Below are 9,889 nucleotides of genomic sequence, written 5' to 3' on the forward strand. Positions count from 1 at the left end.
GACCGGCTGGCGGTGGCCCAGGCGGCCGCGGCGTGCGCCCTGGTGCTGGTCCGCGAGCGCTCGCTGTGGTCGGTGGAGGCCCGGGTGCGGGGGGATTTCCTGGCCCAGGTCCTACGGGGAGAACTCCCGGAGGCGGAGGCCCGGCACCGAGCCCGCATCCTCAACGAGCCCATCGAGGAGCCGATGGCCGTGGCCGTCTTCCGGGCTTCGGACCTCGAAGGGGTCCGTGAGCGCCTGGCCGAGGCCATCCGCCGGCTCACCGCCCGAGTCCCCCGCTGCCGGGTCCAGCCGATGGCGGAGGGGATCGCTCTGTTGTTCCCCCCGCCGGGGGAGCCTGCCGAGGTGGAGGCGGCCATCGAGGGGCTGCGGGCGGAACTGGCGCGGGCCCTGGGGCTGCCTCGTCTCGCCGCCGGGGTGGGCGGGATCTACGCCGGGCCCGCCGGCCTTGCCCGCTCCTTCCGGGAGGCCCTCCAGGCCCTTCAGATGGCGGAAGCCATGGGGGGCGGGAACCAGACCTTGGCCTACAGCCGGCTGGACATCTACCGCGTCCTCTACCCGCTGCGGGACAGCGAGGTCCTGGAGGCGTTCTACGAGCAGGTCCTGGGGCCGCTGGAGCGCTACGACCGGGAGCACCACGGGGAACTGATCCCTACCCTGGAGGCCTTCTTCGCCTGCGACGGGAACCTGCAACGGACCGCCGCGCGCCTGTTCCTGCACCGCAACTCCCTGGCCTACCGCTTGCGACGGATCCAAGAGATCACCGGGCTGGACCTGCGCCGCTGGGAGGATTGTTTCCGCTTGCAGTTGGCGTTAAAGATCCGGCCGATCCTAAGGAGGTCCCATGAGCCATCCGTCGGTGGATCCCACCCAGGTGCTTGAGGAAGCCCGGCGGGAAGGCGTCCGCTTCGTCATCTTGCGCTTCACCGACATCCTGGGCGCCCCTAAGGGGGTGACCATCCCGCTGGAGGATCTCCCGGAGGCCATCGAGACGGGGAAGTGGTTCGACGGCTCGGCCATCGAGGGGTTCGCCCGCGTGGCCGAATCCGACCTTTATCTGAAGCCGGACCTCAGCACTTTCACCATCTTGCCGTGGACGCGGGGACAGGGGACGACAGCCCACGTGATCTGCTGGGTGGTCAACCGCCGGGGCGAGCGGTTCGCCGGGGATCCCCGGGCGGTGCTGGCCCGCGTGATGGAGCGGGCGGCCGCCATGGGCTACACCTACGTGGTGAGCCCGGAACTGGAGTTCTATCTCTTCCGGGCCGCCGAGGGCGGCCGGTTTGCCCCTGCGCCCCACGACGGGGTGGGCTACTTCGACCTGACCACCGACCTCGCCTACCAGGTCCGTTGCGAGATGGTCGACACCCTGCGCGCCCTGGGCATCCCGGCCGGGCCGGGCCATCACGAGATCTCCCCGGGCCAGCACGAGATCGACTTCCAGCCCGCCGACGCCCTGCGGATGGCCGACTATATCGTCACCGCGCGGCTGGTGATCAAGCACGTGGCGCAGGCCCACGGCCTCTACGCCACTTTCATGCCCAAACCGATGGAGGGGCGGGCCGGCTCCGGGATGCACACCCACCAGAGCCTGCTGGACGCGACGGATGGCCGCAACGCCTTCGCCGACCCGGAGGATGATTATGGCCTCTCGCCCCTCGCCAAAGCCTTCATGGCCGGCCAGATCGCCCATGCGCGGGGGATGTGTGCCATCCTGTGCCCGCTGGTGAACTCCTACAAGCGGCTGTTGGGGGGCTTTGAGGCCCCGCCCTACGTGACCTGGGCCCGCATCAACCGCTCCGCCCTGATCCGGGTGCCGGCCATCAAGCCCGGGCGCTATCAATCCACCCGCATCGAGTTGCGCAGCCTGGACCCCGCCTGCAACCCCTATCTGGCCTTCGCAGCCATGCTGGCGGCTGGGCTGGACGGCATCGAGCGACGGCTGCCGTTGCCCCCGCCCGTGGAGGAAGAACTGTTCCCCCTGGAGACGGCGGAACTGGAGGCCCGGGGGATCCAGCGGCTCCCGATCACCCTGGGCGAGGCGCTGCAGGCCCTGGAGGCCGACCCCGTCCTCCAGGACGCCCTGGGCCCGCTGGCGGCCGAACGGTTCCTGGAGGCCAAGCGGCTGGAGTGGGAGGCCTACTGCCGCCACATCAGCCCCTGGGAGATCGACCGCTACTTCCAGGTATATTGAGGCCGTTCGGCCTCCGCTGCCGCACACCACCCGCTCCGGACCGCCTCCGGATAGGCCTCGCCTGCTGTCTATGGGGGATCCGGCGCCACTTCCCCGACCCCCTGTCTAGGGGCCCTTTGGGCGGATCGCCCAAAGCGAAAGGCCGGCTTTTCGTTCGGCCCACCTGTAGATGGGAGCCCGGCGGCTTCCTACAATCGGGGCCAAACGATCAGGAGGCGGCACCATGCACGAGCAGACCCTGCTACCGGCCCTGGCGGTCATCCTGGTCGGCGCCCACTGGAGTGGCCGCGTGGTCCTGGCCACCTTCTTGCTGGAGCGGCTGCGGATCGACGACCCGGTGGGAGCGGTGCCCGTGCACTTCTTCGGGGGCATATGGGGGCTGCTGGCAGTGGGCCTCTTCGCCATGGGGAACCCCGATACAGCCGGCTGGAACGGCGTCCCCACACCGGTGACAGGCCTGCTGTATGGGAACCCCACCCAGATCCTGGCCCAGCTCGCCGAGATCGGGGCCATCCTCACCTTCGTTTTCGTCCCTTCGTATGTTTTCTTCCGCATCTTGGACGCCTTGGGGCTGCTGCGGGTAGCCCCGGCAGTCGAACAGAGCGGGTTGGATCTTCCGGAGATGGGTATGGAGGGCTACGGCTGGCCGCGGCCGGTCCCCGCCCCCAGTCCAACCGTCGCGGAACCCTGAGGAAGCCTAGGTCCGAACCGTCTGGGGGGCGTCCTGAGAGGCGTCCCCCAGACCTCACGATCGAAGGGGCCGCTTCTCCGGGATCCCCGGCCGTCGAGGATAGGTCGCTGGCGTTGGGGCGATCTTCTCGATGATCAGCAGCGTCCGCGGGGGAAGATGGGGCGGCCAGGCCAGCTCCCGGCGCTCCCGCAGGGCCCCCCCCAGCCGGTCCAGGGCCCCCCGGGCCGCCGCCAGTTCTTCGTCCACCTCCGGTCCTTTCATGGCCACCGCCACGCCCCCAAGGCGGACCAGGGGGAGCAGGTATTCCAGGAGGACGGGGAGCGCCGCCACCGCCCGGGCGATGGCCCCATCGTAACGCTCCCGATGCCCAGGGTCTTGCCCGACGGCCTCTGCGCGCTGGGGCAGAACCGCCACTCCCTTCAGGTCCAGGGCGCTGACCACCCCCTCCAGGAACCGCGCCTTCTTCCCCACCGACTCGATGAGGGCGACCGCCAGCGCCGGCCAGGCCACTTTCAGCACCAGCCCGGGGAACCCCGCACCGCTCCCGACATCGGCCAGTCGTCGGGCAGGCCATTCCGTCGGCCGGGGCGGCCAACCGGGCTCCCGCAGCGCCAGGAGGACCGTCAGGGAATCCACGAAATGGCGGGCGGCCATCGCCTCGGGGGCCACCACCGTGGTGAGGTTGATCCGTTCGTTCCACGCGCGGACCATCTCGGCGTGACGGGCCATCGCCTCCAGCGCCGCCTCGGGGAGCGAGAGCCCCAACCACTCCAGGCCCTCCCGCAACACCCGCAGGAACGGCTCGCGGAACCCGGCCATCCGCGGCTCCCCTCTCCCCGTCAACCGGCCAGCGCTCCGCTCACCCAGGCCTGACGGATGGCCTTCAGGAGGTCCGCCTCTTGCTCCGGCAGCACCGTCCGGGCGTCGAACCAGACCGCGCCCTCCTGGATCCGGGCGACGACGGGGGGCTGGGCCCGGCGCAGCCGGGCGGCGAAGGCCTCCGGGTCCGCCGGCCGGAGGACCAGGGCCGCGCTGGGCAGGGTCTCGCCGGGCAGGCTCCCCCCACCGACCGTGGACCGGGCGGGGCAGACCGCCGCCGGGATCCCATCGGCCTGCAGGGCAGCCGCCCAGGAGCGGGCACGGGCCTCCAGCTCCGCGGGCCCAGCGGCGATCATCCGCCAGACCGGGATCGCCCGCGGCGCTTCTCCCTTCCAGTAATGCAGAAGGGTGGCACTCAGGGCGGCCAGGGTGAGTTTGTCCGGCCGCAGGGCCCGCAGCAGCGGATGGTGCCGCATCCGATCGATCAGCTCCCGTCGCCCGACCAGGATCCCCGCCTGGGGGCCCCCCAGGAGCTTGTCCCCACTGAAGCAGACCACCGCCGCCCCCGCGGCGAGGCTCTCCTGGACCATCGGTTCATGGGCCAGGCCGAAGGCCGCCGTGTCCAACAGGGCACCGCTCCCCAGGTCGTCCAGCACGGGGACCCCGTAACGGGCCCCCAAAGCGGCCAGGTCGGCGATCGGGACCTCGGCGACGAAGCCGATCATGCGGAAGTTGCTGTGGTGGGCGCGGAAGATGAGGGCCACATCCTCCCCGCGCGCCAGCGGGGCCTCATAATCCGAAAGGTGGGTGCGGTTGGTGGTTCCGACTTCGATCAGCCGGGCCCCGCTCTGGGCCATGACCTCGGGGATCCGGAACCCTCCACCGATCTCGATCAATTGGCCCCGGGAGATCAGCACGCCCCGACCGTGGGCCAGGACCGTCAGGGCCAACAGCACGGCGGCGGCGTTGTTGTTGACCACCAGGGCGGCCTCGGCCCTGGTGATCCGGCACAGCAACGGCTCCACTGCGACCTGGCGCTCCCCACGCTCCCCCCGCTCCAGATCGAACTCCAGATCGCTGTAGGCCGCCGCTGCCCGAAGGGCCTCCAGGGCCGCCTCCGAGAGGGGCGCTCGCCCCAGATTGGTATGGAGGATCACCCCGGTGGCGTTGATCACCGGGCGCGGTCGGGGAACCCCCCATCGATCCAGACGGGCCGCCGCCTCGCGCAGCAGGTCCTCGAGGGAAGGAAGCGCTTCCCCGGCCTGGGCCCGGGCCCGCGCCGCCTCCAGGGCCTCCCGAAGCGCCTCCACCACCGCGGCGTGGCCGAAGCGCTCCGCCAACAGGCGGGCCCCCTCGGCCCGCAACAACTGGTCCACGCTGGGCAACTGCCGCCGCGGATCCATCGCCGCTTCCCTGGCTCATCGGCGGGTGTTGCCATCCACCCCGCGCGCGCCTCTCCCGGGCCGGCGGGGATGGAGCGTGGGAGGCAGCTCCGTGGCCGCCCAGAGCCCTTCCGCCCCGAGGAGAAGGAGGACAAAGAGGAGAAACCAGTCCGTCCGCAGCGCCCGTTGAAGGGCCAGCATCACCAGCGCCGCCACTCCGAGGGCGGCCCACCCGCTCCGCCGCCAGATCCGTTCCCAGATCACCCCGGGCGGATCCTCCCCCCCGTCCCCCGACCGCTGGCGATGGAGGAGATAGGCTGGGAACCAGAGAAGCCCCCACGCCGACAGGCCGGTCCCCAGGGTGAACAGCAGCCGGGCAGGCGGCTGCTCGGGATACAGGCGCCAGAGGACAAAGGCCACCACCAGCCAGCCCGTGCCCACCAGCCCCAGGGCGATCCCGGCGTGGCGGCGCGCCACGGCTCATCCTCCCTCGACCTTCGAGAGGGTTTCGTAGATGTGGGGGAGCGGTGGGGCCGGCTCCTCTCGGATGCGGACCGCCCGGGCCAGCCAGGCTTCGGCCTCGGCCAGGCGGCCCTCATCGTTGGCGTGGACCGTGAAGAGGGGCTCCCCCCGCCGCACCGCATCCCCGACCTTGTGGTGAACGATGACTCCCACCGCCGGATCGATGGGCTCGCCCTTGCGGGCGCGTCCCGCCCCCAGGACCACCGCGGCCATGCCGACCTCGTAGGCCCGCACCTCGGCCAGGTAGCCGTCCGCCGGCGCTGGGATCTCCCGGACCCAGCGAGCGCGGGGCAAGCGCTCTGGCTCCTCAATCTGGCACACATCACCCCCCTGGGCGGCCACCAGGGCCCGGAACTTCTCCCACGCTGCCCCGGAGGCCAGCGTCTCCTCGGCCAGCCGGCGGCCCTCGGCCACGCTGGCGGCCCACCCCCCCAGGTGGAGCATATGGGCAGCGATGACGAGGCAGTGCTCGCGGAAATCCGGCGGCCCGTCCCCGCGCAGCGTGGCGATGGCCTCCTGCACCTCCAGGGCATTGCCGACCGCCTGGCCCAGCGGTTGGTTCATGTCGGCGATGACGGCGACCATGCGGCGGCCCAGGCGGCCTCCGATGTCCACCATTAGGCGGGCCAGGGCCCGGGCCTGATCCAGCGTCTTCATGAAGGCCCCGTTCCCCACCTTCACGTCCAGGACGATGGCGTCGGCCCCGGCGGCAATCTTTTTGCTCATGATCGAGGCGGCAATCAGCGGGATGCTGGGGACCGTCCCGGTGACATCCCGCAGGGCATAGAACTTGCCGTCGGCAGGGGCCAGGCCCGCCGACTGGCCGCACAGCACCGCCCCGACCCGGCGGAGCTGCGCCCGGAACTCCTCCACCGTGAGTTCGACGCGGATGCCGCGGATGGACTCCAACTTGTCGATCGTGCCCCCGGTGAAGGAAAGGCCGCGCCCGCTCATCTTGCCCACCGGCAGGCCCGCAGCAGCCACCAGGGGCACCACCACCAGGCTCACCTTGTCCCCAACGCCACCGGTGGAGTGCTTGTCTACCACCACCGGGGCGATGTCGTGGAGATCCAGGACCCGCCCCGAGCGGGCCATGGCCATGGTCAGGTCCGCCGTCTCCTGTGGGGTCATCCCTTGGAAGTAAACGGCCATCAGGAAGGCTGCAGCCTGATAATCCGGGATCTCCCCACGGGTGAACCCCTCCACGAAGAACTGGATCTCCTCAGCCGACAGCGCCAGCCCGTCCCGCTTCTTCTCGATGATCTCCACCGCGCGCATGGGGCTTCGCCCTTCCCAGGATCGCGTTTTCATCTGAACCCCAACCCGTCGGCCTCTGAAGAAGCCGAAGAAACGCGGAACGGAGAGCCAAGCCCCTCAGCCGAGCAGACCGGAGCGCCGGGAGAGCGGATGGGCAGGCCAGACCATCCGCTCCGGCGGGAGCCGGTCCAAATCCGCCTCGGGGAACGGCACCTCCCCGCTGGAATACAGGACGTCCGCCTCGCCGTCGTAGCGGTAGCGGCGCCGGACCCAGCGCGGTCCGTTGCGCTGCACCACGTCGAACCAGACCAAACGGTTCGCCAGGTCGAAGGACTCATCGAGGACCCAGGACGGGGAATCCGGAGGGAGGGTGGGTTGGAGACGGCGCATCGCCTGCTCCCAGAGCCGGCGGCGCAGAGCCTCCGGCGCCTCCAGCCCCTCCCCCTCGGACACCGCGCGACGCTTCCACCAGCCCATGGCCATCCCTCGCTGCCGAAGGTCTGGATGCGGGAGCCGGGGCCGCGGCTGCGCCCCTTTTCAGGCTTCGGCCTTCTCCTCCACCAGGCGCTCCGTGACCCCCAGGATGTGGTAGCCGGCGTCCACGAAGATCACCTCGCCGGTGATGGCCGCCGCCCGGTCGCTGCACAGCCAGGCGGCCAGCGCCCCCACATCGTCGATCGTCACGTTCCGCCGCAGGGGGACAATCTCCCGGAACAGGCTGTAAAGCGAACGGAAGCCGGGGATGCCCGTGGCGGCCAGCGTGCGGATCGGGCCTGCCGAGATGGCGTTGACCCGGATGCCCATCGGCCCCAGATCGTAGGCCAGGTAGCGGACCGAGGCCTCGAGGGCCGCCTTGGCCACCCCCATCACGTTGTAGTGAGGAACCACCTTCTCGGAGCCGTAATAGGTCATCGTCAGGAGCGCCCCGCCGTTCTTCATGAGGTGAGCTGCCTCCCGCGCCAGGGCCGTGAAGGAATACACGCTGACATCCATGGCGATGCGGAACCCCTCCCGCGAGGTCAGGTAGTAAGGGCCGCTCAGCTCCTCCCGCCTGGCGAAGGCCACCGCATGGACCAGGATGTCGAGCCGGTCGTAGGCCCGGCGGTATTTCTCGAACAGCGCGGCGATCTGGGCATCATCGCTCAGATCGCAGGGCTCGATGAAGGTGGCCCCTACGCTCTCGGCCAGGGGACGGACCCGCCGCTCCAGCGCCGGGCCGGCGTAAGAGAAGGCCAGGGTGGCTCCCTCCGCGTGCATCGCCCGGGCGATGCCCCAGGCGATGGAATGATCATTGGCCACCCCGAAGATCAGCGCGATCTTCCCGTCCAGCAGCCCCATCCCTCCCTCCGAGCGCGAAGGATGCGAACACCTCAAATATAACACAGCAAGCGGAGGCCGCCGGCGCCTATCATTTCCATGGATGCTGGGGAAGGAGGCCTCGCCCGTGAAAGGCTTCACCCACTTTGTCTCCGCCCTGGCCGCCGCCACCTGCTTCCCCGAAGTGGTCCGCGCGGCCGCGGGGGGCGCCGTGTGGCCGGCCCTGGCCGGCATCGCCGCCATGCTCCCCGACGTCCTGGACTTCCGGCTCGCCCGCTGGCTGGAGCAGCCCGACCGCGCCTTCGACGCCGATGGGGACCCGCCGGACCCGGCCGCCATCGCCCAGGCGGTCGTGGAGGCCATCGCCGCCGCGCGGGAAAGCCCCCGGCCGATCCGCCTGATGCTCCACACCCTGCGCCTGGGCCCGGACGCCTGGCGCCGCTACAGCCTGCGCTTCGATCCCCCAGGCGGGACGCTGACCGTGACCGTCGGGCCGGTGGTGACCACGGGCGGTCGCCCCTACCCCGGAACCCTGCCGGAAGGCGGGCCGGTTCGGGTGTCCCTGCCGGCCCCTATCCGTTACGACTACGACCCGGAGATCACCGTGGATATCTTCAGCGGCCCTTCTCTGGCCTTTGAGCGGGAAGGGGAGGCGGTGCGGGTCACCTTCCTCCCGTGGCATCGGGCCTGGAGCCATTCGCTGCTGCTGGCCGCCGGAATGGGCCTGGGCGTGGGGGGGATATGGGGGTTCTGGCCCGGCCTCATGGTCGCGCTGGGCTACACCCTGCACATCCTGGAAGACCAACTGGGCCGGATGGGGAGCAACCTCTTCTGGCCCCTGACCCGCCGTCGGATCCGCGGGCTGGGATGGTTCCACAGCGGGGATCCATGGCCCAACTTCGCGGTGGTGTGGACCTCGGTGGTGTTGCTCCTCTGGAACCTCGACCGCCATGCGGCGGCCCCCCACCTTTCCGGCGGGCTGATCCTGGCGCTCCTCGCCGTGCCCTTCCTCCTCCGGCGCAGCGCCCGCCACCCCTCCCTCCGGCTCCCCGAAGAACTGGAAGAGAGCGAGGAGGGTTGAGCCCATCCGCTCTCCATCTCACCGTTCGCCCCTGGCCCCGCACCCTCGTCACCCTCCCCGCCCGCCTCTGGTGGGCCGGCCCCGACCGTCTCGAAGCCTGGTCCGCCCCCGCCCTCCCCTGCCACCCCGACGTCACCGCCGGCCAAACCTACACCGACCCCGCCCAGTTCCCCACCTGCGCCGGCGGCCGCGCCCAAGCCGGCACCACCGCCTACCACCGCATCGGCGTCGCCTGGCAGCGCTGGACCCTCGCCGCCGGCCCCCTCTTCGGCTTCCGACCCCCTGGTGCGTTCGAACGGTTCGTCCAGGACCGTGACCCCCAGGACCCCATCCATCGCCTCCGGGAGGTCTACCTCCCCGTCGACCCCGGCAGCGACCGCCTGCTGCTCTCCTACGCCTGGTCCACCGCCTCCTTCCCCACCACCCCCGACCTGCTCCCCCGCGGCCCCCGCTGGAACCCCGAATGCCAAACCCGCGACTGCCCCGCGCCCGAGCGCGTCATCGCCTGGGACATGCCCGCCTACCGCCTGCGCGTCCGCTCCTGGTGGCGCGCCCAGTGGGCCCACCGCTACCTCCTCCTGCGGGCCGTCGAATGGCAAACCATCTGCCGCCCGGTCCCCGACGCCGAC

At 70.9% G+C, this 9,889-nt stretch carries 11 protein-coding genes; 5 read left to right on the forward strand and 6 right to left on the reverse strand.

What is annotated here, in order from left to right; genetic code table 11:
* The 3 genes from C4313_RS09950 to C4313_RS09960 all read left to right on the forward strand — a co-directional run.
* Positions 1 to 879 (forward strand): PucR family transcriptional regulator (locus C4313_RS09950; RefSeq protein WP_352429711.1); only part of this gene is annotated, 879 nt, incomplete at its 5' end.
* Positions 842 to 2,191 carry a type I glutamate--ammonia ligase gene (gene glnA, locus C4313_RS09955; protein ID WP_352429712.1) on the forward strand — a complete coding sequence of 450 codons (1,350 nt, stop codon included), beginning with the start codon at positions 842 to 844 and terminating at the stop codon, positions 2,189 to 2,191. The genes C4313_RS09950 and glnA, both read left to right, overlap by 38 nt.
* A 223-nt stretch (positions 2,192 to 2,414) precedes the next feature.
* Positions 2,415 to 2,882 (forward strand): hypothetical protein, encoded by a 468-nt coding sequence (locus C4313_RS09960; protein ID WP_352429713.1) that lies wholly within the window; start codon positions 2,415 to 2,417, stop codon positions 2,880 to 2,882.
* A gap of 54 nt (positions 2,883 to 2,936) precedes the next feature.
* On the opposite strand, the gene rsmG is transcribed toward C4313_RS09960, so the two are convergent.
* The 6 genes from rsmG to C4313_RS09990 form a co-directional block, all read right to left on the reverse strand.
* Positions 2,937 to 3,701 (reverse strand): 16S rRNA (guanine(527)-N(7))-methyltransferase RsmG, encoded by a 765-nt coding sequence (rsmG, locus tag C4313_RS09965; protein ID WP_352429714.1) that lies wholly within the window; start codon positions 3,699 to 3,701, stop codon positions 2,937 to 2,939.
* 20 nt (positions 3,702 to 3,721) lie between these two features.
* On the reverse strand, positions 3,722 to 5,104 hold the full coding sequence (gene selA, locus C4313_RS09970) for an L-seryl-tRNA(Sec) selenium transferase (protein WP_352429715.1): 1,383 nt from the start codon (positions 5,102 to 5,104) through the stop codon (positions 3,722 to 3,724).
* A 15-nt stretch (positions 5,105 to 5,119) separates the two neighbouring features.
* Positions 5,120 to 5,560, reverse strand: a complete 441-nt coding sequence (locus C4313_RS09975; RefSeq protein WP_352429716.1) for a hypothetical protein — start codon at positions 5,558 to 5,560, stop codon at positions 5,120 to 5,122.
* Between the two features lie 3 nt (positions 5,561 to 5,563).
* Complete coding sequence (locus C4313_RS09980; RefSeq protein WP_352429717.1) at positions 5,564 to 6,883, reverse strand: pyrimidine-nucleoside phosphorylase; 1,320 nt, start codon at positions 6,881 to 6,883, stop codon at positions 5,564 to 5,566.
* A 96-nt stretch (positions 6,884 to 6,979) separates the two neighbouring features.
* On the reverse strand, positions 6,980 to 7,339 hold the full coding sequence (locus C4313_RS09985) for a hypothetical protein (RefSeq protein ID WP_352429718.1): 360 nt from the start codon (positions 7,337 to 7,339) through the stop codon (positions 6,980 to 6,982).
* 60 nt (positions 7,340 to 7,399) lie between these two features.
* Positions 7,400 to 8,200 (reverse strand): enoyl-ACP reductase FabI, encoded by an 801-nt coding sequence (locus C4313_RS09990; RefSeq protein ID WP_352429719.1) that lies wholly within the window; start codon positions 8,198 to 8,200, stop codon positions 7,400 to 7,402.
* Between the two features lie 106 nt (positions 8,201 to 8,306).
* Here C4313_RS09990 and C4313_RS09995 point away from each other — a divergent pair, with 106 nt between their 5' ends.
* Positions 8,307 to 9,260 (forward strand): metal-dependent hydrolase, encoded by a 954-nt coding sequence (locus C4313_RS09995; protein WP_352429720.1) that lies wholly within the window; start codon positions 8,307 to 8,309, stop codon positions 9,258 to 9,260.
* Positions 9,257 to 9,889: hypothetical protein (locus tag C4313_RS10000; RefSeq protein WP_352429721.1), on the forward strand; the 633-nt coding region annotated here is incomplete at its 3' end. The genes C4313_RS09995 and C4313_RS10000, both read left to right, overlap by 4 nt.

This window comes from Thermoflexus sp. (assembly GCF_040289485.1).
Taxonomy (GTDB): domain Bacteria; phylum Chloroflexota; class Anaerolineae; order Thermoflexales; family Thermoflexaceae; genus Thermoflexus.

Coding starts and splice junctions, on each gene's coding strand:
- rsmG (WP_352429714.1), bottom strand. CDS start 3,701: ATGGCCGGGTTCCGCGAGCCGTTCCTGCGGGTGTTGCGGGAGGGCCTG.
- selA (WP_352429715.1), bottom strand. CDS start 5,104: ATGGATCCGCGGCGGCAGTTGCCCAGCGTGGACCAGTTGTTGCGGGCC.
- C4313_RS09960 (WP_352429713.1), top strand. CDS start 2,415: ATGCACGAGCAGACCCTGCTACCGGCCCTGGCGGTCATCCTGGTCGGC.
- C4313_RS09980 (WP_352429717.1), bottom strand. CDS start 6,883: ATGCGCGCGGTGGAGATCATCGAGAAGAAGCGGGACGGGCTGGCGCTG.
- C4313_RS09990 (WP_352429719.1), bottom strand. CDS start 8,200: ATGGGGCTGCTGGACGGGAAGATCGCGCTGATCTTCGGGGTGGCCAAT.
- C4313_RS09985 (WP_352429718.1), bottom strand. CDS start 7,339: ATGGGCTGGTGGAAGCGTCGCGCGGTGTCCGAGGGGGAGGGGCTGGAG.
- glnA (WP_352429712.1), top strand. CDS start 842: ATGAGCCATCCGTCGGTGGATCCCACCCAGGTGCTTGAGGAAGCCCGG.